The 21,599-nt window shown below is 66.2% G+C and carries 20 protein-coding genes and 2 pseudogenes; 15 read left to right on the forward strand and 7 right to left on the reverse strand.

From position 1 onward, the window contains the following. Positions 1-12 precede the first annotated feature (12 nt). Together deoA and ACNQQL_RS32060 are read left to right on the forward strand one after the other, a co-directional pair. Positions 13-1,329, forward strand: a complete 1,317-nt coding sequence (gene deoA, locus ACNQQL_RS32055; protein ID WP_072444025.1) for a thymidine phosphorylase — start codon at positions 13-15, stop codon at positions 1,327-1,329. A gap of 129 nt (positions 1,330-1,458) precedes the next feature. Beyond that, entirely contained in the window at positions 1,459-1,848 is a 390-nt protein-coding gene (locus ACNQQL_RS32060) for a cytidine deaminase (protein ID WP_034184949.1), read from the forward strand. Positions 1,849-1,897: 49 nt separating this feature from the next. On the opposite strand, the gene ACNQQL_RS32065 is transcribed toward ACNQQL_RS32060, so the two are convergent. The 4 genes from ACNQQL_RS32065 to msrB form a co-directional block, all read right to left on the reverse strand. Next, on the reverse strand, positions 1,898-3,013 hold the full coding sequence (locus tag ACNQQL_RS32065) for an aromatic ring-hydroxylating oxygenase subunit alpha (protein ID WP_204420910.1): 1,116 nt from the start codon (positions 3,011-3,013) through the stop codon (positions 1,898-1,900). 221 nt (positions 3,014-3,234) lie between these two features. After that, positions 3,235-3,978: a peptide-methionine (S)-S-oxide reductase MsrA gene (msrA, locus tag ACNQQL_RS32070; protein ID WP_347068288.1), complete on the reverse strand. Its 744-nt coding sequence runs from the start codon at positions 3,976-3,978 to the stop codon at positions 3,235-3,237. An 86-nt stretch (positions 3,979-4,064) separates the two neighbouring features. Then, positions 4,065-5,939, reverse strand: coding sequence for a cytochrome c biogenesis protein DipZ (locus ACNQQL_RS32075; protein WP_347068290.1), 1,875 nt, complete (start codon positions 5,937-5,939; stop codon positions 4,065-4,067). 35 nt (positions 5,940-5,974) lie between these two features. Further along, complete coding sequence (gene msrB, locus ACNQQL_RS32080; protein WP_347068292.1) at positions 5,975-6,520, reverse strand: peptide-methionine (R)-S-oxide reductase MsrB; 546 nt, start codon at positions 6,518-6,520, stop codon at positions 5,975-5,977. 196 nt (positions 6,521-6,716) lie between these two features. Between msrB and ACNQQL_RS32085 the strand changes: the two are divergent. After that, positions 6,717-6,872 (forward strand): annotated as a pseudogene (locus ACNQQL_RS32085) (DUF1488 family protein); the annotation flags it as partial. A gap of 46 nt (positions 6,873-6,918) precedes the next feature. On the opposite strand, the gene ACNQQL_RS32090 reads toward ACNQQL_RS32085, so the two are convergent. Next, a complete protein-coding gene (locus ACNQQL_RS32090) occupies positions 6,919-9,384 on the reverse strand; it encodes an AsmA family protein (protein WP_347068294.1) in 2,466 nt (821 codons plus the stop codon). Positions 9,385-9,790: 406 nt separating this feature from the next. Here ACNQQL_RS32090 and ACNQQL_RS32095 point away from each other — a divergent pair, with 406 nt between their 5' ends. The 9 genes and pseudogenes from ACNQQL_RS32095 to ACNQQL_RS32135 all read left to right on the forward strand — a co-directional run. Then, a complete protein-coding gene (locus tag ACNQQL_RS32095) occupies positions 9,791-10,351 on the forward strand; it encodes a hypothetical protein (protein ID WP_110281429.1) in 561 nt (186 codons plus the stop codon). Between the two features lie 353 nt (positions 10,352-10,704). Beyond that, on the forward strand, positions 10,705-10,911 hold the full coding sequence (locus ACNQQL_RS32100) for a hypothetical protein (RefSeq protein WP_110281430.1): 207 nt from the start codon (positions 10,705-10,707) through the stop codon (positions 10,909-10,911). A gap of 35 nt (positions 10,912-10,946) precedes the next feature. Beyond that, positions 10,947-11,129: a hypothetical protein gene (locus ACNQQL_RS32105; RefSeq protein WP_072444060.1), complete on the forward strand. Its 183-nt coding sequence runs from the start codon at positions 10,947-10,949 to the stop codon at positions 11,127-11,129. 552 nt (positions 11,130-11,681) lie between these two features. Further along, complete coding sequence (locus tag ACNQQL_RS32110; RefSeq protein ID WP_347068297.1) at positions 11,682-12,581, forward strand: LysR substrate-binding domain-containing protein; 900 nt, start codon at positions 11,682-11,684, stop codon at positions 12,579-12,581. A gap of 163 nt (positions 12,582-12,744) precedes the next feature. Next, the gene (locus ACNQQL_RS32115) at positions 12,745-13,494 is read left to right on the forward strand and encodes an SDR family NAD(P)-dependent oxidoreductase (protein WP_072444012.1); all 750 of its coding nucleotides are present in this window, start codon (positions 12,745-12,747) and stop codon (positions 13,492-13,494) included. Between the two features lie 73 nt (positions 13,495-13,567). Next, positions 13,568-14,893, forward strand: coding sequence for an MFS transporter (locus tag ACNQQL_RS32120; RefSeq protein ID WP_072444010.1), 1,326 nt, complete (start codon positions 13,568-13,570; stop codon positions 14,891-14,893). Between the two features lie 40 nt (positions 14,894-14,933). Next, complete coding sequence (locus ACNQQL_RS32125; protein WP_347068300.1) at positions 14,934-15,779, forward strand: transketolase; 846 nt, start codon at positions 14,934-14,936, stop codon at positions 15,777-15,779. Further along, positions 15,776-16,774 carry a transketolase family protein gene (locus ACNQQL_RS32130; protein ID WP_347068302.1) on the forward strand — a complete coding sequence of 333 codons (999 nt, stop codon included), beginning with the start codon at positions 15,776-15,778 and terminating at the stop codon, positions 16,772-16,774. Before ACNQQL_RS32125 ends, ACNQQL_RS32130 begins: the two co-directional genes overlap by 4 nt. A gap of 3 nt (positions 16,775-16,777) precedes the next feature. Then, a pseudogene (locus tag ACNQQL_RS32135) lies at positions 16,778-17,014 on the forward strand (integrase core domain-containing protein); the annotation flags it as partial. A gap of 173 nt (positions 17,015-17,187) precedes the next feature. Here ACNQQL_RS32135 and ACNQQL_RS32140 read toward each other — a convergent pair. Continuing rightward, a complete protein-coding gene (locus tag ACNQQL_RS32140; RefSeq protein WP_256260748.1) occupies positions 17,188-17,316 on the reverse strand; it encodes a hypothetical protein in 129 nt (42 codons plus the stop codon). Positions 17,317-17,650: 334 nt separating this feature from the next. Between ACNQQL_RS32140 and ACNQQL_RS32145 the strand changes: the two genes are divergently transcribed. After that, complete coding sequence (locus ACNQQL_RS32145; RefSeq protein WP_347068304.1) at positions 17,651-18,505, forward strand: hypothetical protein; 855 nt, start codon at positions 17,651-17,653, stop codon at positions 18,503-18,505. 291 nt (positions 18,506-18,796) lie between these two features. Next, on the forward strand, positions 18,797-19,207 hold the full coding sequence (locus ACNQQL_RS32150) for a GNAT family N-acetyltransferase (protein ID WP_347068306.1): 411 nt from the start codon (positions 18,797-18,799) through the stop codon (positions 19,205-19,207). Positions 19,208-19,251: 44 nt separating this feature from the next. Here the strand turns inward: ACNQQL_RS32150 and ACNQQL_RS32155 are convergent, their stop codons facing one another. Continuing rightward, positions 19,252-20,130 (reverse strand): LysR substrate-binding domain-containing protein, encoded by an 879-nt coding sequence (locus tag ACNQQL_RS32155; protein WP_072444002.1) that lies wholly within the window; start codon positions 20,128-20,130, stop codon positions 19,252-19,254. A 126-nt stretch (positions 20,131-20,256) separates the two neighbouring features. Between ACNQQL_RS32155 and argH the strand changes: the two genes are divergently transcribed. Continuing rightward, on the forward strand, positions 20,257-21,599 hold a 1,343-nt coding region (gene argH, locus ACNQQL_RS32160), incomplete at its 3' end, for an argininosuccinate lyase (protein ID WP_347068309.1).

Genomic DNA, 21,599 nt, shown 5'->3' on the forward strand with positions numbered 1-21,599 from the left:
GAGATTGCAACGATGTTTCTACCGCAGGAATTCATTCGCAAGAAGCGCGACCGGCAGCCGCTCGATCGCGACGAGATTGGCGCGTTCGTGCGCGGCGTGACCGACGGCAGCGTGACCGAGGGCCAGGTGGCGGCATTCGCGATGGCCGTGTATTTCAACGACCTGAGCGTCGACGAACGCGTCGCGCTGACGATCGCGCAGCGCGACTCGGGCGACGTGCTCGACTGGCGCGCGCTCGATCTCGGCGGACCCGTGATCGACAAGCATTCGACCGGCGGCGTCGGCGATGTCGTGTCGCTGATGCTCGGGCCGATGGTGGCCGCGTGCGGCGGATACGTGCCGATGATCTCGGGACGCGGGCTCGGCCACACCGGCGGAACGCTCGACAAGCTCAGCGCGATCCCCGGCTACGACGTGACGCCAGATACGGATGCGTTTCGCCGCACGGTGCGCGACGTCGGCGTCGCGATCATCGGGCAGACCGCTCGGCTGGCACCGGCCGACAAGCGCATCTATGCGATTCGCGACGTGACGGCGACCGTCGAGTCGGTCGCGATGATCACCGCGTCGATCCTGTCGAAGAAGCTCGCGGCAGGACTCGACGGGCTCGTGATGGACGTCAAGGTCGGCTCCGGTGCGTTCATGCCGACCATCGAGCAATCGGCGGAACTGGCCCGCAGCATCGTCGACGTCGGCAACGGCGCCGGCATGAAGACGACCGCGATCCTCACCGACATGAACCAGTCGCTCGCACCGTGTGCCGGCAATGCGCTCGAAGTGGCGTGCGCGATCGACTACTTGACGGGCAAGTCGCGTCCGGCCCGGCTGCATGAAGTGACGATGGCGCTCTCGGCACGGTTGCTCGTCACCGGCGGGCTGGCACAGGATGCCGCGCAGGCGCGCGCGATGCTGGAACGGGCGCTCGACTCGGGCGCGGCGGCGGAACGCTTCGCGAGAATGGTCGTGGCGCTCGGCGGCCCCGCGGACCTGATCGATGCGCCCGGGCGTCATCTCGCGCGGGCGGCGGTGATCGTGCCGGTTCCGGCGCGCGCGAGCGGCGTCGTGCAGCGGGTCGATTGCCGCGCGCTCGGGCTGGCGGTCGTTGCGCTCGGCGGTGGCCGCACGCGCGCGGCGGATGCGATCGACACCCGTGTCGGCCTGTCCGCGCTCGCGGAGATCGGGCAGCGCGTCGAGGCCGGCCAACCGCTCGGTTGCGTGCACGCCGGCGACGCCGCCGCGGCGGCGCGCGCGGTGGACGCGGTCCAGCGCAGCTATGTGCTGGGCGAGACGGGCGATGCGCCGCCGACCATTTACGAGCGGATCGGCTGACCGGTCGCCGGTGCCGGCACGGAGGGAGCGTGCGGGCATCGGCGGCCGCTTTACATCACGGGAGTATCGTGCGCGCCGGGATGCGGCTGCGTCGATGCACCCCGGCACCCCACCGGAGGCATCATCGAGATGGAACGAGACGAATTGCTCGAACAGGCAAAGGCGGCGCGCGAACGCGCGTATGCGCCGTATTCGCGCTTCAAGGTCGGCGCGGCGCTGCAGGCGCGCGACGGGACGATTTTTCACGGCTGCAACGTCGAGAACGCGTCCTACGGACTGTGCAATTGCGCGGAGCGCACGGCGATGTTTTCGGCCATCGCCGCCGGCTATCGTCCGGGGGACTTCGCGCGGCTCGCGGTCGTCGGCGACACGGACGGCCCGATCGCGCCGTGCGGCGCGTGCCGTCAGGTGATCATCGAGATCGGCATGCCCGACATCGAAGTGATCCTGGGCAACCTGAAAGGCGATGTCGAGGTCACGACGGCACACGCGTTGCTGCCGGGCGCGTTCCGGTTGTAGCGGAGCGCGCCGCGGCGAGCCTGCGGCGTCGTGCGGCGCGCCGCACGTATCACGCGTCGTCGCGTGCTTCGCGGATCGGGATCACGGTGCGGCCGCCGCACTGGCGCAGCAGGTCGCGCAGCTCGTTGATGACCGGAAACACCTCGTGGTTCCAGTCGGCGCCCTGGCGATCATGTGCTTCCTGTTCGCGCTCGACGATCCAGCGGTCCTCGCGGAAGATGCGCTCGGTAAACCAGACGAGCAGCGGCCACGCGAGATCGAGCGCGAACGGGATGCCGGGCTTGTGGATCGACAGCAGTCCGAACGTGCGGTTGGTGCGTTGCTCGGCGTCGAGCGGCACGTAGACGATCCACAGGTCCATCACGAGCGTGCCTTCGCTCGAACGGATCCGCAGCGTCTGGTACGGGTAGCCGGTGCGCACCGTCATCACGCTCTTGTCGGACTGGTCGGCCGGCTTCTTGCTCGCGCCGAACACGAGCGCCTCGCCGACCGGCTGCTTGCCTTCCATGCGCGCGAACGTGTAGTCGACCTCGACCCAGTCGTCGCCGCGGCGCCGGCCCACCGAGCGCGCGCGCATCTGCCCCATCTGCTTGCGATGCAGGAACTGATGGTTCATGTCCATCAGGTTCTCGTGCATGAACGAGTAGTGGCACTTGACCTCGCGGCCGAAGCGGCGGGTCTTGTACGCGGGGTTGTCCGCCGATTCGAGCGCGGGAAACGGCCGCGTGTCGGCGAGCGTCGCGTCGCCGGGGAACACGAAGATCAGCCCGTGCGCTTCGCGGCACGGATACGCGCGCACGCCGTTCGGCAAACGCTCGCGGCCGAGGTAGGGCACGTCGACGCAGCGGCCGCTGTCGCACGCGTAGGTCCAGCCGTGATAGCAGCAGCGCAGCGTTTCGCCGCTCACGACGCCCGCATGCAGCGGTACCTGGCGGTGCGCGCAACGATCTTCGAGCGCGTACACGGCGCCCGATTCGGTGCGCACGAGCACGATCGGATCGCCGGCGAAGCGCACGCCGAGCGTCTTGCCGCGCTTGAGCTCGCGCGACCACGCGAGCGGATACCAGTGATCGGGGTGAATGGGCACGCGGCGCAGGTCGCGCACGAGCGCGCCGGAAGACGATTCTTCGAGGGTGCTGCTGTCAGGCAAAGGCACTGCGAGCATGCGTGACGTCTCCTGGCTGGGCAGAAAGTCCGGGCGCCGCAAGAAGCGGCGGGAATCTGAAGAAGTCTACGCGAAGTTGCCCGATGTGGCGGACGCGATGCGGGTTTGCCCCGGCATGACGGCCGGGGTTTCGTTGATGCGGCGCAAACCGGGCCGCGGGCGGTGCGCGCCCGCCCCGGCCGTGCGGCGGGCAGCAAACCGGCCGCGCGGCCGGTTGCCGGTCACGAGCCGGCATCGCGCCACAGCACCGCGTCCGTGCGGTACAGCGCCGGAAAGCGCTGCTTCAACCCGGCGACCTTCGGCAGGTCGTTGAACGCGATATACGGCGCGTCGGGATGCAGTTCGAGGTAGTTCTGGTGATAGGCCTCGGCCGGATAAAACCCCTTGTATGCCTCGACGCGCGTGACGACGGGCGCCGGAAACACGTGGGCGCTGCCGAGCTGCGCGATATACGCGGTCGCGACCGCGCGTTGCTGCGCGTTGGTCGGGAAGATCGCGGACCGGTACTGCGGCCCTTCGTCGGGGCCCTGCCGGTTGAGTTCGGTCGGGTCGTGCGCGACCGAGAAGAACACCTGCAGCAGCCGGCCGTACGTGATCTGCGTCGGGTCGTAGACGATGCGAACCGATTCCGCGTGCCCCGTCAGCCCCGAGCCGACGAGTGCATAGTGGGCGGTTTCGGATGCACCGCCCGCATAGCCGGCCGTGACCTGCTTCACGCCCTTCACGTGCTCGAACACGCCCTGCACGCCCCAGAAGCAGCCGCCGGCGAGCACGGCCGTCTCGTCGTGCGACGCGCCGGGCGTTTCGTCGAGCGTCGGCGCGGGCACGGTGCGCATCGGCTCGGCGGAATTGACGATGCGCTGGAAGCCGAACACGGCGGCGGCCGCGACGGCGATGGCGCCGATGCGGCGCAGCATCGCTGCACGCCGTCGCGGCGAGGAATCGCGGGTGGGTGTCGGGTTCATCGTTTGCTCCTTCGGATTGCGTTGTGGAAGATGGTGCTCGGGTGGCGGCGTTGACCGCGTGCGGCGCCCGCATGCGGCGCACGCGTTCAACCGAATGTGAATGCGTACGCATCGACGCCGGGATCGAGAAACTCGATCGCGAACGTGCGGTCGGCGATCGCGCCGGGCTGCCGGACGAGCTGGTACAGGCGCTGCCCGGTGACGGTGCCGTAGCCCTGCGCGTCGACGTCGGCGCCGTGCGCGGCACCGGGCGCCGCGCCGTCGAGCGTCACGCGAAAGCGCACGGGCTGGCCGTTCGCGCCCGGGCCGAGCACGAGGTGCAGGTCGCGTGCATGGAAGCGGTAGACGATCCGGCCGGACGGCGCGGCGAGCGACGCGCGCTCGGCGCCGACCTGCCAGGTGCCGCCGAGGCCCCAGTCGTTGAGACCGGGGCGAGCCGGCGCGTCGTAGCGGTGCGCCGTGTCGCGCACGACGCCGCCCGGCGACGAGAAATCTTCCGCGCGCGCATAGCCGACATAGGTTTCGGGCGAGCGGACGTCCGCGGCGTCCGCCGCCGCGAGCGCGCCCTTCGCGGGCGCACCGGCCAGCCCGAGCGGCACGTTCAGCGCTTCCGGATGGCCGGCTTCGGCGAGCAGCGACTGGATCGCGCGTTCCGACTGCGCGTATTCGCCTTCGCCGAAGTGGTGATGACGGATGCGCCCTTGCGCGTCGATGAAGTAGTGCGCGGGCCAGTATTCGTTGCCGAACGCGCGCCAGATCGAATAACCGTTGTCGATCGCGACCGGGTAGTCGATGCCGAGGTCGTGCACGGCTTTCTTCACGTTGCCGATGTCGCGCTCGAACGCGAACTCCGGCGCGTGCACGCCGATCACGACGAGCCCGTACGGCGCGTACTTGCGCGCCCATGCGTTGGTGTACGGCAGCGTGCGCAGGCAGTTGATGCACGAATAGGTCCAGAAATCGACGAGCACGACCTTGCCGCGCAGGCCGGCCGCCGTCAGCGGCGGCGAGTTCAGCCACTGCACGGCGCCGTCGAGCGACGGGAGCGTGCCTTCGACGGGCAGCGCGGCCGGCTTCACGTCGGCCGCGCGCATCATCGCGCTGCCGGCCATCGCACCGCCGCCGGCCTGCGCGCCATCGGCAGTCGCGGCCATCATCGCGCCGCCGCTTGCGTTGCCGGACGTGTTGCCGGCAGCGTTGCCCGTGGCGGCCGTCGTTGCGGGCGCACCGTTCGAGCGCCCGCCGAGCCGGTCGACGAGCTTCGTCTCGAGCCCGCCCGTCGTGACGGTCGACAGTTGCGCGAGCGCACCCGTATCGAGGCCGAGCGCGATCGCGCCGACGCCGGCCAGCAGCGCCGCGCCGATCCCGCGCCGGATCCATTCGCCGGCGCCGAGCGAGCGCTTCATTGCGGCGAACACCTTGCCGCCGATCACGAGCGCGACGGCGAGCGACGTCGCCGCGCCGGCCGCATACGCGACGAGCAGCAGCGTCGTGCCGACGCTCGCGCCGCGCAGCGCGGCGCCGGTCAGCACGAGCCCGAGGATCGGGCCCGCGCACGGCGCCCACAGCAGGCCGGTCGCGATGCCGAGCAGCAGCGACGACGCGGGGCCGGCCGGGCGGCCGTCGCGCTGCGCGAGCCCGGTGAGCCGGTTGCCGGCGGCGACGAGCGGGCGCGTCAGGTGTTCCGCGAAGCGCGGCATCAGCAGCGTCAGGCCGAACACCGCGAGCAGCACGATGGCGATCCAGCGGCCGGCCTGGTTGGCCTGTGCGACCCAGCCGCCGCCGACGGCGGCGAGCGTCGCGACGACGGCGAACGTGAGCGCCATGCCGGCCAGCAGCGGCAGGCCGGTGCGCACGAACGGCTGGTCGGCGCGCGCGAACACGAACGGCAGCACGGGCAGGATGCACGGGCTCAGGATCGTGAGCACGCCGCCGAGATAGGCAAGGACGATGAGCAGCATGGTGCGTTCTCCAGTCGGTCGGGAGCGTGGCCGGATCAGGCGGCGGCCGGGTGGAAGGCGAGCGCGAGCCCGTTCATGCAGTAGCGCAGGCCGGTCGGCGGCGGGCCGTCGTCGAACACGTGGCCGAGATGGCCGCCGCAGCGGCGGCAATGCACTTCGGTGCGGACCATCCCGAACGACGCGTCGGCGTGGGTGCTGACCGCGTGGTCGAGCGGTTTCCAGAAGCTCGGCCAGCCCGTATGGCTGTCGAACTTGGTGGCCGACGAGAACAGCGCGAGGTCGCAGCCGGCGCACGCGAACGTGCCGGGCCGGTGCTCGTCGTTCAGCGGGCTGCTGAACGGCCGTTCGGTGCCGGCGTCGCGCAGGATCGCGAACTGGGCGGGCGTGAGCCGACGATGCCATTCGGCGTCGCTGAGCGTGATTTCGAAAGGGGCGGCCATCCGTGGGGCGGCGGGCGGTGGGGCGGCCGGCGGCGCGGCGAATGCGCGGCCGACCAGCGCGCGACGGCCGGCGGACGACAGCGCCGCGAGCGCGGCGAGGCCGGTGGCGCCGGCGAACAGCAGATGTCTGCGGGTGGGCATGATGGGCTCCTGGAAGAGCAGGTCCTGAAAACATGCGCCTATCGTAGGCAGCGGCCGGTGTCGAAGTCCTCACGAAAAGTTAAATGAATCGTGATGTTTTCCGGGTAATCCGGCCGGGTCCGCTGAAATCCGTCCAGGCCCCGTCTGACAAGGGTTTGCTGGATATTGGTGGTCGCCAGCTTACACGGCGCCGCAACTGCGCTTCACCGTTGACGTCGACGGTCAACCCGAACCCTGCGCGATCACGGCCGAGGCGCTCGACGATCATTTCGGCGCACGCTCGGCGCTGTAAGCCGACCTGCGTGACGCGTTCGGGCGCGGTCGGGCCTTACGCTCCCATGCGGCCATTGCTCGACGCGGCGGGCCGACGTCTCCGTCCGAACTCGAATACCGCGGCCTTACCGACCAGGAGCGGCGGTTCGGCCCGCGCGCGTCGCTTGCTCGGGTTCAGCCGCCGGCGCATGAGCCTGTGAAGCCGGCGGCGCCGCATTCATATACACCGGTGCAGCCTTTTTCTCCTTTCGTACTCCCGGTGGCGGCGCGGTCGGGCGCTGCTCCATGTCGGTCAGCATCTGCTTGCACGGCAGCGGCTGATCGCGGCCCGGCTGGAGCAATGCGAGCAAACTCGCGAGCGGATTCAGCAGGCCCAGCGCCACCGCCGCCCCGCCGCGCGCGATGAGCGCGCCCGGCTTCACGCCCACGTGAGGCTGCTTGAAGGTGCCGGTGACGTACAGCGGCGAGCGCAGCGATATCACCCGGAACCCCTTGGTATGCGGATGAATCGTCAGGTTCATGGTCTCGTCCCGCAGGTTCACGTTACCGTTCATGCCGATCACCGCATCTTCGGTGTCGAGCGCGAATACGCGCGAGTCGAGCACGCCATTGGTGACCACGAAATCGGCCACCGCGCAGTTGATCTTCACGTCGCGATCGCCGAACAGCTTCTCGTACACCACGTTCGCCACGTTCAACCCGGCCGCTTCCATCAGCACCAGGCTCACGGTACCGTCCGTGACCAGCGTTTTCACTTCTCCGTTGGACGTGGCGGCGAGCGCCGCCGGCGAGTTGCCGGTGGCCGACAGCGCGGCATCGCCGTTGACTTCGCCGAGCGCCGTCTGCATGACCTCGAACGTCGGGAATAGCCGCTTCAGCTTCAGGTGCCGCGCCTGCAGCGTGAACCGCCCCTTGAGCGGCGTGCCACTGCCGTCCAGGTGGATGTTCGACGCCAGCGTGCCGCCCGCGACACCGAAGTTCAGCGGGTTGAGGGTCAGCACGCCGTCCTGCATGACGACGTGGGTCGTCAGGTCGGTGATCGGCAAGCTCGGGGACTTGATGATGCGCTGCCCGGTGAACCGGACGTCGGCGTCGATCTTCTTCCAGCGCTCCGTGCGGAACGCCTCGACCGGCAGTGCCTTGTTCGCGGGCTGCGCGACCGCGGCGCCGCGGCGCGCCTTGCTGGCATTCGTGTCGGCGCCGATGAGCGGCGCAAGGTCGGCGAACCGCAGCACCTTCGACACCAGCGTGCCCGACAGGAGCGGCCTCGGTTCGCGCGAAACGTACACCAGCGTGCCGGTGAGATCGCTACCGCCGACACGCCCCGTGAAGTCCTCGTACTTGAAGACATTGCCGGACGCTCGGAATTGCCCGATCAGCCGCCCGTCGGTCGCATAGGGCGGGGTCTCGGGCAGCGTGATGCCGGTGACGTCGTACAGGTGCGCCATGCTGGTGCCCGCGAGCCACAGTCGCAGGTCGACCGCCGCCAGGTGCGCCGGATCGGTCAGCGTGCCGACGAGCGCCAGCTTCGTATCGCCGAAGCGCAAATTGGCCTGGACCGGAAACGGGCGCTGAACGCTTTGCAGCCCCAGCACGTTTCCGAGCTTGCCAGTGCCGGCAACGTGCCCTTTCTTGTAGGTTCCGTCGACGGTCCACCCGATCGTGTAGTCGCCCGTGCTTACGGACGCGGCGGGCGCGGCGCCTGCCGATGCGCCGGACGCTGCGGAGGCCGTCGCGCCCGACGCAGCTGCCGCGGACGTGCTCGACGCAGCCGATGCCGCCGGGGCGATCGCGGTAGTGGATATCGCGGCCGACGCTTGCGACGCCGCGGCCAGCGCTTGCGACGCCGCTGCCGATGCGCGGGATGCCGCTTCGATACCCGACACGGGCGCCGGGGATCGTGCCGCACCGTGGTGTACCTGTGCCGCGAGTTTCTTTTGGCCCTCCTGGCCGACGGCCTGCGCCGATTCGCTGCGCGCCAGCGCCGCCTGCTGCTTCAACGCATCGCCGAACGCAATCGGCTTGCCGAGCGTGTCGATCACACCGCTCAGGTCGAATTGCTTCTGTTGGTCGTAGTAGCGGAGCTTGCCGGTGGCGAACGCGATATCGTGCAGGTCGAGCGTCCACTTGCCCGGATGACCGGCATTCTTGAGTTGGAACGTCCAGTTGACGCGCCCGTCCGCGAGGCGTTCGAGGTCGACGGATGGATTGACGAGGTCGATGGCCGGAATCACGATGCGGCGCGCGAGCAGCGGCAGCGCCTCGACTTCGAAGCTGATCGCGTCGAGCGTGGCGAAATGCTTCGTGCGCGCCCAGTCCGGGTTGGCGATCGTGACATTGCGGGCGCTGAATCGCGGCCACGGCACCCAGGCGCGCCAGCCATGCTCGCTCGCGGGCCGATGCCACCCGACACGCAGGTCGCCGTTGATGGCGAACTGCCGTCCGATCGCGTCCGATACCTTGTCATCGACCCAAGGGCGCGCGCGGTTCCAGTCGAACGTCACGATGAAGACGAACAGCGCGGCAATCGTCAGGGCAACGACAACGGCGAGCCACGCGGCCACCTTGCCGACGGTATGGCCGTTGCGCATCTTTCACTCCCGGGTTGGGCTGCACCGAAACGATGGCGCAATTCGTGTTCCCGAATGCGCTTCGACCGGCCAACTGGTCTATGTCAGCGTTGCAACCAGGCAGGCGAGTCGGAAAATGGCAAGCCCGATGGGATCGGGAAAGTGAACCTTCCGCATCGACCCCGAAGGTTTCGACAAGGGCGAGCGATATGTGCAGGCGCTTGAGCCGTGCGAAACGTATCAACGCTGAAACATTTTCATCCGCTCACGGCGACTTTCCGTGTATTCCGGCGGTTCGTATCGTCCTGCGAATCGAGTGCGTGGAGATGGCATATCGCTTGCTACTAAAGATTGGACCCGCAGACGAGTGATCCGGGAAATAGCGTCCAGGTGCGATCGTCTTCATGAGGATCAAGAGGAAATCGTAATGAGCATACTTGCGACTTACACGTTCGCATTGCAGCACGGCAGCCATGTAACGTTCCTTATTCCTCAGAACGGCTGCCCATCCGGCGCGGCCCAGTTTTTCCTTGCCGCGCATCTGTCAGATGGTGCTGGATCGCTCGCCGACAGATTTCATCGAGCGAACAGGTTTGCCGAGCTGACTTCACCCGACGCGCATGAGAATTTGTCCTATCGCTACCTGGTCGATCTCGGCGGGCATATCGTCGCGTTTCGGCACGACTCGGAGGGGAACGAGTGGGAGCGGTTTTTCTCGGGACACTACGCGGAATTCATCAATGGGCACGCGCCGCTCAAGGTTCTCGGCGACGGCGTGCTGAAGCACATCAAGTCCTGCACCGGCGGAAATGACGAATGGGTGACGCGCGGGCAGCTTGTCAGGCGTCATGCCGCAGCCGTGGAGACATTGTCGTTGCAACGCGAACGATTTCCGGAGCGGGCGGATGTCATTTCAAGCTATCAAAGCGATGTCGATGCACTGGCCGTTTCTCTCCGGCGATACAGCGAAAGTGAGGATTTTGAATGAATGCGGCAGAATATTTATTAAAAAATATCGACCTGCATTATCTGACAGCTTCAAGAAATGACAATTTCAAGCGATTATATGAAATGTATTTTGGGATTTATATATTCATACCATTTCGCATGCTTGCTTGATTTTGATCAATGATAACGTTTCCGAATCAGGGCATCCACCTACGAGGTGGCGGACCGGAAATGGACGCAGGCGCGTTAGAATGTGTCCACTAAATCGCGCATTGAATCGTCGCAGGAAATGGTGGGGTCGTTGCAAACTCTCGCACACCTTGTTGCGTTGAAAAGCGGGAGGCATGCGTTCGCGCATGTATACACAATCCAATTGTCCGATACGAATATTCCATGCAGACCATGCTAAGTCCGCACGAAATTACTACTTTAATGATCGTTTGGGATGCTCCTGATCAGATCGAACTGGATCGCGATGAACTCGTCACGCTCATCGAGCATCGCCTGATCGCCGTTGATCAGCCGGCATCGGGTTGTCGGCGTGTCCAGGTTACCGCAGAGGGCCGCGCTGTCCTGAAAGCGGTCTCGCGAATGCGTTGAGTGATCCGAGTTGGCCGAAAATGACGGAGGCTGCTATGAGCGGAGCATGGGTCGGGTTCGTGGTCGGCGCGTTCGTGCTGGCGTTTGCGGCAATTGCCGCAATGAACCGCTATCGCCGCGAGCATCGTCGCGCGGAACTGCTTAGAAATCTGGACCACCATGAATGGTGGCACTGGACTCATACCTCCACTGCGGGTTCGCGAACCGCGAAACGATGAACCGCGTACATCGCAGGCCAGCCGTTGGGCAGCAGGTCGCGCGCGATACGTTGCAATAACGCGTCGGGCGTGGCCGTCTCTGCCAAGTACTTCTTCGGCCACCACAACTGCCTCTACGGGGTGCGTGTCGGCGGGCGCGCCTGATGTTCGTTACTCCGGAGAGGGCGAAGGTGTATCGCTATGGTATGTAGCAGGGGTCCCTTTGATTCCTGTGCAATTTTCCGGCTGGATCTACCCCAGCTTGGCGGTGCCCCTGACTTCCTGAGATCCCCTTCCGAAAGCGACGTTCCACCAAACGGTCGGTCTCTTCGCGGCCACGACGTCAGGGCATGCGAGCTCACCGTGTTCCATATTTGCCTGAGCGTTTTGATCTCGTCATGCGAAGTGGCGTGGAAGCGCGTTTCGTAGGCAAGGAGGTGGGCGCAGGAGCCCGGATCGACCGGCGCTCTAGAATTGATGCCTGTGCCGAAGCGCCTTTGCCCGGACAAACCGTTCGACGTTCATGTCGACGCCGGCCAGTCGGGCGAGTAGACCTCCTCAACGGATTCCAACATGCGCATCCCACCACTCAAGGCAATCATCGCGTTCGAAAGCGTGGCCCGGACCAAAAGCGTGAATCGCGCTGCGGACGAACTCGGCCTGACCGCGTCCGCCGTGAGCCACCAGCTCAGCAACCTCGAATCGCTGATCGGTCAGCCGCTGTTCCAGCGATCGGGGCGCGGGCTCGTCCTCACGCCGACCGGCGAGCGCTACCTGACGGACGTCACCGGCTCGCTGGCCGACCTGAGCCGCGCAACCGAGCGTGCGTCGAGCCGCACCGAAGTCGATATCCTGCGCGTGCATTCGAGCCCGAGCTTCGGGTTGATGTGGCTGCTGCCGCGGCTGTCGTCGTTTCAGGAGGCGAACGGCGATATCCAGCTGAACCTCGCGTGCTCCTACGAAAACGTGTCGTTCTCGAACGGCTTCTACGATATCGATGTCCGGCACGGCTACGGCAACTGGGACAACCTCGAGGTCAGGACGGTGCGCGGCGAGTTCATTGCGCCGCTCGCTTCGCCGCAATATCTCGAACGGCATCCGGTGAAGGAGCCGGAAGAACTGCTCGCGCATCGGCTGATCTATTCCGAAACGCCGTTGGTCCAGTGGAAGCAGTGGTTCGGTCGGGCCGGTGTATCGCTCGCGGCTCAGAAGACCTTCGATTTTTCATTCGACCGGTCATACATGTCGCTCGAAACCGCTGCGCTGGGCCTGGGCATCGCGCTCGAAAGCCTGATGCTTGCGTCGGTGAAGATCCGCGAAGGGCTGCTGGTTCCGGTGTTCGACGAGACTCATGCGGTCGAAGTCGGCGCGCATCACCTCGTTTACCCGCGGCAGAACGCGGAACTGCCCCGCGTGAAGCGTTTCCTTGCGTGGATCGAGCGGGAGGTCGCGGCTTACGGGCGGCCGGGCTGAGCGCCAGGTCCTCCGGTCCGCACGCGATATTGCGTTGCAGCACCCGCGGCGCGCCGTGCGGCGTCATCTGAAATTTTCTCAACTATGGCTGAGCGTTTCCGCGTTGATGCGGGTGTCCGGTGAGCCGACACTCTGGACACACATCAACAACAGGAGACGACCGATGTTGCTCGACAACAAGACCATCATCGTGACAGGCGCCGCATCGCCGCGCGGTATCGGCAAGGCCACGGCCCGCATACTGGCTGCACACGGCGCACGCGTTGCGATTCTCGACCTTCGCCGCGAGGACGCCGAGGCAGCCGCCGCCGAACTCGGGACGGACCATCTCGGCCTGGCGTGCGACGTGACCGACCGCGACGCGTGCATGGCCGCGGCCCGCGCGACGCTGGAGCGCCATGGTCGCATCGACGGCCTCGTGAACAACGCCGGCGTCACGCAGCCCGTGCGCACGATGGACATTTCCGGGCGCGACTTCGACACGATCGTCGACGTGAACCTGCGCGGCACGCTGTACATGTCTCAAGCGGTGCTGCCGGCGATGAAGGAGCAGCGCGGCGGCAGCATCGTGTGCATGTCGTCGGTGTCCGCGCAACGCGGCGGCGGCATCTTCGGCGGTCCGCACTACAGCGCCGCGAAGGCCGGCGTGCTCGGTCTCGCGAAGGCAATGGCGCGCGAATTCGGCGCCGACCATATCCGCATCAATTCGATCACGCCGGGCCTGATCCAGACCGACATCACCGGCGACAAGCTGACGCCCGACATGCGCGAGGAGATCATCAAGGGTATTCCGCTCGGCCGCCTCGGCGATGCCGCCGATGTCGCCAACGCATGCCTGTTCCTGCTGAGCGACCTGTCGAGCTACCTGACGGGCATCACGCTCGACGTCAATGGCGGGATGCTGATCCACTGAAACGGCGCCGCGTGAATCGCGGCGCCGCCCATCATGCACCCGGGACAACCCGGGGCCATGGCAGGAGACAAAGATGAGAGCAAAGTACCCCGCACCGCCGGTTCCGGGCGAGATGCTGCAACGGGACGATGCGCAGACGTTCGAAGCGGCCACCTACGCGAAGGTGGCGCGACGGCTGATCCCGTTCCTGATGCTGTGCTACCTGGGCGCCTATCTCGACCGCGTCAACGTCGGGTTCGCGAAACTGCAGATGCTCAACGACCTGCGCTTCAGCGAGACGGTGTACGGCATGGGTGCAGGCATTTTCTTTCTCGGCTACTTTCTGTTCGAAGTGCCGAGCAACCTGATCCTGCATCGCGTCGGTGCGCGCCGCTGGCTCGCCCGCATCATGCTGACGTGGGCAGTCATTTCGGCGAGCTTCGTGTTCGTCAGGTCGCCCACCGCGTTCTATGTGCTGCGGTTCCTGCTCGGCGTCGCCGAAGCGGGTTTTGCACCGGGCGTGATCCTGTACCTCACGTACTGGTTCCCGTCGGCACGCCGCGCGAAGGCCCTGTCGCTGTTCTTCATGGCGATTCCGCTGGCGGGGATCATCGGCGGGCCGCTGTCGGGCGCGATCATGCATTCGCTGCACGGCGCGATGTCGATGGCGGGCTGGAAGTGGTTGTTCCTGCTCGAGGCGCTGCCTTCGTTCGTGCTGGGCTTTGCGATCCTGCTGTATCTCGATGACGGCATTGCCGGCGCGAAATGGCTGACCGATGCCGAAAAAGCCTTGCTGGCGCGCAACGTGTCGGCCGACGCCGAGCACACTACCGCCCACCTGTCGATTCGTTCGTTCGTCGCCGACCGCCGCCTGTGGCTGATGGCCGCGATCTACTTCTGCGTCGTGCTCGGTCAGTACGGCCTCACGTTCTGGCTGCCCACGATCATTCGCAAGGCCGGGGTTGCCGATCCGCTGTGGGTCGGACTGTTCACCGCAATCCCGTATGCGTGCGCAATCATCGCGCTGCCGCTGATCGGCATGAGCGCGGATCGCCGCCGCGAGCGTCGCTTCCATCTCGCGGTGCCGATGCTGATCGCGGCGGCGGGCTTCGCGACTTTGCCGACGCTCGGCAGCGTCAGCGCGTCGATCGTGTGCCTGAGCATTGCGTCCGCCGGCATCCTCGCGTCGTCGTCGCAGTTCTGGTCGCTGCCGACGGCCCTGCTGGGCGGGATGTCGGCGGCGGCGGGCATTGCCGCGGTCAACTGCTTTGCCAATCTCGCGGGCTTCTTCTCGCCTGCGATCGTCGGCTGGCTGAACGACCTGACCGGCAAGTCCACTGCGGGACTGCTCTTCATCTCCGTCGCGATCACGGTCGGCGCTCTGCTGGTGTTCCTGGTGCCCCGATCCGTCAACCGCTGATTCGATTCGCATTCCTTCCGACACAATACTGGAGCTATCGATGGATACCGAAACCATCCATGAAGCGGTCACGCTCGCCGAGCGCGCGTACCGTATCCGAAGAAACGCCGTGCTGATGGGCGAAGTCCAGGGGCAGGGCTATGTCGGCCAGGCGCTCGACATCGCCGACGTGCTGGCCGTCGCGTATTTCGGCGCGATGCGCTATCGCCCCGACGATCCCGAGTGGGAAGGGCGCGACCGCTTCCTGCTGTCGAACGGCCACTACGCGATCGCGCTGTACGCGGCGCTGTTCGAAGCCGGCATCCTGCCGGCCGAGGAACTCGAAACCTACGGCAGCGACGACAGTCGTCTGCCGATGTCGGGGATGGCGAGCTACACGCCCGGGATGGAAATGTCCGGCGGTTCGCTCGGGCAGGGCCTGACGATCGCGGTCGGTCGTTGCCTGGGCCTCAAGCGCAAGGGCTCGGATGCATTCGTCTATACGCTCTTTTCGGATGGCGAGCTCGACGAAGGTGCGATCTGGGAAGGGCTCATGTCGGCCGCGCACTGGAAGCTCGACAACCTGATCGCGATCGTCGACGTGAACAACCAGCAGGCCGATGGCCCGTCGTCGCAAGTCATGGCATTCGAGCCGCTGGTCGACAAGCTCGAAGCATTCGGCTGGTATACGCAGCGTGTCGACGGCAACGATATCGACGCGGTAAAGCGCGCGTTCGACAACGCGCGCCGACATGACAAGCCGCAGCCGCGGATCATCGTCTGCGACACGAAGATGGGGTGCGGCGTGCCGTTCCTCGAAGCACGCGAGAAGAGTCATTTCATCCGCGTCGATGCGCACGAGTGGAAGCTCGCGCTCGACGCACTCGAAGCAGGGAGACACGCATGAGCACCGTCGACAACAAGCCTCGCCTGAAGACTTCCGCGATGATCGCGTCCATCGCGGCAGAAGGGCAGACTACGCGTCCCGCGCCGTTCGGCCATGCGCTCGCGAAGCTCGCGCGGACGAGCAGCAATGTGATCGGAATGACCGCCGATCTCGGAAAGTACACCGACCTGCATATCTTCGCGAAGGAATTCCCGGAGCGTTACTACCAGATGGGTATGGCCGAGCAGTTGCTGATGGGCGCGGCCGCCGGGTTCGCGCACGAAGGGGCGCAGCCGTTCGTCACGACCTATGCGGTATTCGCCACGCGCCGTGCATACGACTTCATTCATCAGGCGATTGCCGAGGACAATCTCGATGTGAAGCTGGTGTGCGCATTGCCGGGACTGACGACCGGCTACGGGCCGAGCCACCAGGCCGCCGAAGATCTGGCGCTGATGCGTGCGATGCCGAACATGACGGTGATCGACCCGTGCGACGCGCTGGATATCGAGCAGATGGTGCCGGCCATTGCTGCGCACAAGGGGCCGGTATACGCACGCCTGCTGCGTGGAAACGTGCCGGCCGTGCTCGATGAATACGATTACCGTTTCGAACTCGGCAAGGCCAAGCTGCTGCGCGACGGCAACGACGTGCTGTTGATCTCGTCCGGGATCATGACGATGCGCGCGCTCGAGGTTGCGAAGGCACTCGAAGCCGATCGCGTCGATGTGGCCGTGCTGCACGTGCCGACGATCAAGCCGCTCGATACGGCAACCATCGTGCGCGAGGCGGCGCGCAAGGGACGCATGGTGATCGTCGCCGAGAACCATACGGCGATCGGCGGGCTCGGCGAAGCGGTGGCGACTGCGTTGATCGGGGCCGGCGTTGCCGTACCGTTCCGCCAGATCGCGCTGCCGGATGCGTACCTTGCCGCGGGCGCGTTGCCGACGTTGCACGAGCGCTATGGAATCTCGACCGGCGCGATGCGGGCGAACATCAAGTCGTGGCTCGCGTAGCAGCTGAAGTCACCGACGCCGCCGGTGTGCAGCCCGCAGAGCAACGGCATGGCTGAGCGCTTCGTGAGGACGATGAAGCGCGGCTATGTGGCCCTGATGCCGAAACCGGATGCAGCGACGGCCGCGCGGAATCTCGCCATTGCGTTCGAGCATTACAACGAGAAGCATCCCCGTAGCGCACTGAAGTATCGCTCACCACCCGAGTTTCGACGCGCGGTGGATTCATCGACCGTAGCGTGAGGCTGGGTCCGGGACTACGGGGTAACTCCACTTTGTGTCGTGCACGCGGTCGCCATCGGCTCCGCGGCACTTGACAGGTGCTGTTGCGCCGGGGGGCGCTGAGGCGGCAAGCAGCGTGGATTCTGGTCCGGATTGTCCGTTGGGGGCGGCGAGGTGCGCCGGAACTGCTGCCGTCACAACAGGCAGACCCGACGCAGCTTGACCGTTCTCAGATAGACGGATTTATCGAGCCACGGCACGAACACATACTCGTCGTATGCGTCGCAACCGATCAGAATCCAGTGGGACAGAACGTTGGACATGATGGTCTCCTTGATTGCGCCCGTTTCGATGTGCAGGGTGCCGACGCGTCGCGATCGTCATCCGTCGTGCTCGCACACCGTATACCCGGCGAGCACCGCGCCTATTCCCGAAACCGTGCGTTGCACTTCATGCGCGGGATGTCGTGCGTCGCCGGAATAAACGGGCCCGCTCCGCGGTATGCCGATCAAGCGGCGGACGCATCGAGGGGAGGCGCCAATGAACGGCAAGCGGAGGCAAACCCGGGACATTCCAGGCCGATCGCAGCGCGACGGCAAGGGTGCCCCGAAGGTGAACGAGGCACGGCGGCCATCGTCGTTCCAGGATCGCATCGGCATGCGCCCGCCGTGGCGGAACCGCGCGCCGTGTCCCGCGCAGCACGCGATCGACTCCGATGCCGGTAAACCGGCGTCGGCGCAAGACGGGAAGCGCAATGCCGCGCGAAGGCTGCAACTCGGTTCCGGCATCCTGCTGTGGTTCTATATTTCCGTCCATATGGTCAATCACGCGCTCGGCATCTGGTCGATCGATATCGCCGAGCGCGGGCTGCATCTGGCAATCGGGCTCTGGCAAAGCGCGCCCGGCACGATCCTGTTGTACGGCGCGGCCGGCCTGCATTTCGCGCTGGCGATCCGCACCATCTACGGCCGCCGACACTGGGCGCTGCCGCCCGCCGAATGGCTTCGTCTGTGGGCGGGACTCAGCCTGCCCATGCTGTTGATACGCCACGTCGTCGGGACACGGGTTGCGACATCGTTTTACGGCTTCGAGCCGAACTACGAACGGGTCATCGCGTCGCTCCTGACGAGCGGCACGCAGGGTTTGCAGATCGCGCTGCTCGCACCGGGATGGGTGCACGGCAGTCTCGGACTGTGGTTTCATTTGCGCCGCCATGCATTTTTTCGGCATGCGAAGTTCGTGCTGCTGGCGATGCTCGTCCTGCTGCCCGTGCTGTCGGCGGCGGGATTCGTGCAGATGACGCGTGCGATCGTGCCGGGAAGTCTCGCCGTGCCGGCGCCCGACGCGGCGCTGGTTGCGCACCGCGCCGCGCTCGACGGCTGGCGACATCTCCTCGTTGCCGGGTATCTGTCGTTGATTGCGGGTGCGTTCGTCGGCGGTCAGTTGCGAAACAGGCTCTTCAGCGGCGATTCGCACGATCCATCCCGCGAGCAGCGGCGAACGGACGCATGAACGCCACACGCCCGCTCGCGGTTCGCGTTCCGCGCGTGTCGGCCGCCGGCCTTCGGAGATCGTGACCGATGGCCGTGGGCCACAAACGGTCCTTCGACATCGCAGCCCGGATCGTTACAATCCGCTGCATACACTGCACCCACTGGCGCAAAGCCGCCCGACAGGGAGTCCTCAATGTCCGGAATATCCATCAGGTCCGCAAATATCGACGATGCACAGGCGATCGCCGATTTCCACGTCAAGGTCTGGCAGCATACCTATCGCGATCTCGCACCGGCGCAAGCGCATGCCGTGCTCGACGAGCGCTATCGTGGCAAAAGATGGCAGGAAAAGCTGGCGTCGAACGATGGCGACCAGCTCGTGCTCATCGCGCAGACTGACGACAGGATCGTCGGAATCGGCGCGGCCGGCGCGCCGTCGGAACCGATATTCGGCGGCCGTGGCGAGATCAAATTCCTGTATGTCGATCCCGAATTCAAGCGTCGCGGCATCGGCCGCAAGCTGCTTGCCCAACTCGCGACGCATTTGAGAAGGCTGCGGTATCAGGGCGCCGCGTTGAGTGTCGTCAACGGAAACGCATCCGCGATTGCCTTTTATGAGGCGCTGAATGCGCGGTTTGCCGGCGAGTACGTCGATGCGGGGCCGATCTGGCGCTCGCACAACATCGTCATGGTGTGGGACGACCTGGCGAATCTCATTTGAATCTCGTTTCCTGACCGAAACCCTGCCGCAGGCAACGACGCGCATCACGCGAGGCAGGCGCGCAGCCACGACGTGAACGCGGTCACGAGCGGCGTCCCGGTCAGCTCGTGACGCGTGACGAGATAGTACGCATGACGCGACGGCACCGTTGCGCTGAATGGCCGCACGAGCGTGCCGTCGATCAGGTCGTCGCGCACGGACAGGCTGTCGCCGAGCGCGACGCCTTGCCCGTGCACAGCGGCTTCGACACCGATGTGCGCGTTGCCGATTTCGAGGATGCGGATGCCCGGCAGCTTGTCGGCGTTCGCTTCCGCCAGCCAGCGCATCCACGAGCCCGCATGCTCGCAGAACAGCGTGCGTCCCGCGAGATCCTGCACCTTGCGGATCGCATCGGGCCCGTTCATCAACGCCGGGCTCACGACCGGGAACAGCGCCGGATGATCGAGCAGCTCGACGTGCCGGTTGCGCCAGGTACCTTCCCCGTAGCGGATGCAGACGTCGACGTCCGTCGAATAGATCTCGCGTTCGTCGTTCGACGGAATCACCTTCAGGTGGATGCCCGGATAGCGCTCGAGAAAATCGCCGATGTGCCGGGCGAGCCAGCGCGACGTCAGCGACAGCGGCGTCGACACGACGAGATCGCCGACGGCGGCCGGCGAATCGAGCCTGACGGTGGCGTTCGCGATCATGTCGAATGCGGCGCCGACCGGTTCCAGCAACGCCTCGCCTTCTGGCGTGAGCTTCACGCGCGCCTTTGATCGGACGAATAGCGCGACGCCGAGCGTGCTTTCGAGAATGCGGATCTGGTGGCTGACCGCGCTCGCGGTCACGTGCAGTTCGTCGGCGGCGGCCGACACGCTGCCGCGCCGGGCGGCGGCCTCGAATGCGCGAAGCGGGTTCAGCGGGGGCAGGCGGTTGCGCATCGGCGGGCGCGTCGAAGGCGACGGTGCTGAGAAAAACTTCATTTAAGCGGAGCCAATTTCTCGCTACAACAAAAAAAATTGAATGCCTACAGTGGGGGCAATCCAACCGAGTCGAGGTCGACCGCAATGAGCCTTACCGAACCGATCGAACGCCTGTGGGGCGGCCGCTTCCAGTCGGAGCCGTCCGACGCGCTGCAGAACCTGTCCCGCTCCGATCCGAGTTTCTACCGTCTCGTGCCGTACGATCTGGCGGGCTCCCGTGCGCATGCGCGCGAGTTGAACCGCGCCGGCATCGTGAACGACGACGACCTCGCGCAGTTGCTGGCCGCGATGGACGGCATTGCGCGCGACTACGCGGCCGGTGCGATCGCGCCGTCGCTCGCCGACGAGGACGTGCACACGTTCCTCGAGCGCGTGCTCACGCAGCGGCTGCCGGCGCTCGGCGGCAAGCTGCGCGCCGGGCGTTCGCGCAACGACCAGGCGGCGAACGACCTGCGCCTGTACCTGCGCGACAAGGCGCGCCAGCTCGTGCGCGGCGTGCTCGACCTGCAGCAGGCGCTGGTCGGCCAGGCGAGCCGGCACGTCGACACGGTGACCGCCGGCTTCACCCATCTGCAGCCCGCGCAGCCGATCGTGTTCGGTCATCAGTTGCTTGCGCATGCGCAGTCGCTGTATCGCGACGCCGACCGCCTGGTCGACTGGGACCGCCGCACCGCGCGCTCGCCGCTTGGCGCGGCCGCGCTGGCGGGCTCGGCGATCTGCGTGCGACCCGAGCTGTCCGCGCAGGAGCTCGGTTACGACGCGCCGTGCGAGAACTCGATCGACGCCGTGGCCGCACGCGATCACGTCGCCGAATTCGCGTTCGTCGCGAGCATGCTGGCCGTGAACCTGTCCCGCCTGTCGGAAGAAGTGATCCTGTGGACGTCGCGACAATTCCGCTGGGTGGAACTCGACGACGGTTATGCGACGGGCAGCTCGATCATGCCGCAGAAGAAGAACCCGGACATCGCGGAACTGACGCGCGGCAAGGCGGGACGCCTGATCGGCAACCTGACGGGCCTGCTCGCGACGCTGAAGTCGCTGCCGCTCGCGTACAACCGCGATCTCGCGGAAGACAAGATCGCCGCGTTCGATTCGATCGACACGCTCGAACTCGTGCTGCCGGCGATGGCGGGGATGATCCGCACGATGCGCGTGAACGTCGACGAGATGCGTCGCCAGGCGCCGCTCGGCTTCACGCTCGCGACCGAGGTCGCGGACTGGCTTGCACTGACGGGCGTGCCGTTCAGCGAAGCGCACGAGATCACCGGCGCGCTCGTGCGGGCGTGCGAACGCGACGGCATCGAGCTCGCGGACGCAAGCGCGGAACAATTGCAGGCCGTCGACCCGCGCCTCGCGCCGGCGGTGCGCGCGCACCTGACGCTCGACGCGGCCGTCGCCGCGCGCGGCGGCGCGGGCGGCACGTCGCC

The sequence above is a fragment of the Burkholderia sp. LFS061 genome (genome assembly GCF_047978125.1).
In the GTDB taxonomy this organism is placed as follows: Bacteria; Pseudomonadota; Gammaproteobacteria; order Burkholderiales; family Burkholderiaceae; genus Burkholderia; species Burkholderia pyrrocinia_C.

Coding starts and splice junctions, on each gene's coding strand:
- msrA (WP_347068288.1), bottom strand. CDS start 3,978: ATGAACCCGACACCCACCCGCGATTCCTCGCCGCGACGGCGTGCAGCG.
- ACNQQL_RS32105 (WP_072444060.1), top strand. CDS start 10,947: ATGAGCGGAGCATGGGTCGGGTTCGTGGTCGGCGCGTTCGTGCTGGCG.
- ACNQQL_RS32130 (WP_347068302.1), top strand. CDS start 15,776: ATGAGCACCGTCGACAACAAGCCTCGCCTGAAGACTTCCGCGATGATC.
- deoA (WP_072444025.1), top strand. CDS start 13: ATGTTTCTACCGCAGGAATTCATTCGCAAGAAGCGCGACCGGCAGCCG.
- ACNQQL_RS32125 (WP_347068300.1), top strand. CDS start 14,934: ATGGATACCGAAACCATCCATGAAGCGGTCACGCTCGCCGAGCGCGCG.
- ACNQQL_RS32075 (WP_347068290.1), bottom strand. CDS start 5,939: ATGCTGCTCATCGTCCTTGCCTATCTCGGCGGCGTGCTCACGATCCTG.
- ACNQQL_RS32120 (WP_072444010.1), top strand. CDS start 13,568: ATGAGAGCAAAGTACCCCGCACCGCCGGTTCCGGGCGAGATGCTGCAA.
- ACNQQL_RS32115 (WP_072444012.1), top strand. CDS start 12,745: ATGTTGCTCGACAACAAGACCATCATCGTGACAGGCGCCGCATCGCCG.
- ACNQQL_RS32155 (WP_072444002.1), bottom strand. CDS start 20,130: ATGCGCAACCGCCTGCCCCCGCTGAACCCGCTTCGCGCATTCGAGGCC.
- ACNQQL_RS32140 (WP_256260748.1), bottom strand. CDS start 17,316: ATGTCCAACGTTCTGTCCCACTGGATTCTGATCGGTTGCGACGCATAC.
- msrB (WP_347068292.1), bottom strand. CDS start 6,520: ATGCCCACCCGCAGACATCTGCTGTTCGCCGGCGCCACCGGCCTCGCC.
- ACNQQL_RS32110 (WP_347068297.1), top strand. CDS start 11,682: ATGCGCATCCCACCACTCAAGGCAATCATCGCGTTCGAAAGCGTGGCC.
- ACNQQL_RS32145 (WP_347068304.1), top strand. CDS start 17,651: ATGCGCCCGCCGTGGCGGAACCGCGCGCCGTGTCCCGCGCAGCACGCG.
- ACNQQL_RS32095 (WP_110281429.1), top strand. CDS start 9,791: ATGAGCATACTTGCGACTTACACGTTCGCATTGCAGCACGGCAGCCAT.
- ACNQQL_RS32090 (WP_347068294.1), bottom strand. CDS start 9,384: ATGCGCAACGGCCATACCGTCGGCAAGGTGGCCGCGTGGCTCGCCGTT.
- ACNQQL_RS32060 (WP_034184949.1), top strand. CDS start 1,459: ATGGAACGAGACGAATTGCTCGAACAGGCAAAGGCGGCGCGCGAACGC.
- ACNQQL_RS32100 (WP_110281430.1), top strand. CDS start 10,705: ATGCAGACCATGCTAAGTCCGCACGAAATTACTACTTTAATGATCGTT.
- ACNQQL_RS32065 (WP_204420910.1), bottom strand. CDS start 3,013: ATGCTCGCAGTGCCTTTGCCTGACAGCAGCACCCTCGAAGAATCGTCT.